Source organism: uncultured Bacteroides sp., from assembly GCF_910578895.1.
Classification (GTDB): Bacteria; Bacteroidota; Bacteroidia; order Bacteroidales; family Bacteroidaceae; genus Bacteroides.
Map to the genome: position 1 here is coordinate 5486 of NZ_CAJTSC010000093.1, position 374 is coordinate 5859.

Annotated in this window: 1 pseudogene (cut by a window edge); it reads right to left on the bottom strand. The window is 47.3% G+C overall.

From position 1 onward, the window contains the following. Positions 1–374, bottom strand: a pseudogene (gene purL, locus QZ327_RS14035) (phosphoribosylformylglycinamidine synthase) (its annotated part extends 1917 nt beyond the left edge of the window); the annotation flags it as partial.

Here is a 374-nt window from a genome sequence, read left to right on the forward strand (position 1 = left end):
CTTTGCAGGCGACAGCTTCCAGTTGAAGCACGCGGCGGATATATTCGTTTAACTTGGAAGTTTCGTATGAAACATTTTCATAATGACGTTCTACCGTCTTATCAATCATGTAAGTTTTCGGAGAAGAACCAAACATTTGGTCTACCGCCAGATCGAACGGACGTACCCCGTCGGCCTGTTCGAAAGCGAAGCGGGCGTCTCCGGTAGTCTCACCTACGGTGTACATCGGCGCACGTTCGCGGTCAGCGATTTTCTGTACATGTTCGATAGCCGATTCGTCAATCAACAATCCCATACGTTCCTGAGATTCGTTGGCGATGATTTCTTTAGCAGACAAAGTCTGGTCACCAATAGGTAATTTGTCCATGTGAATG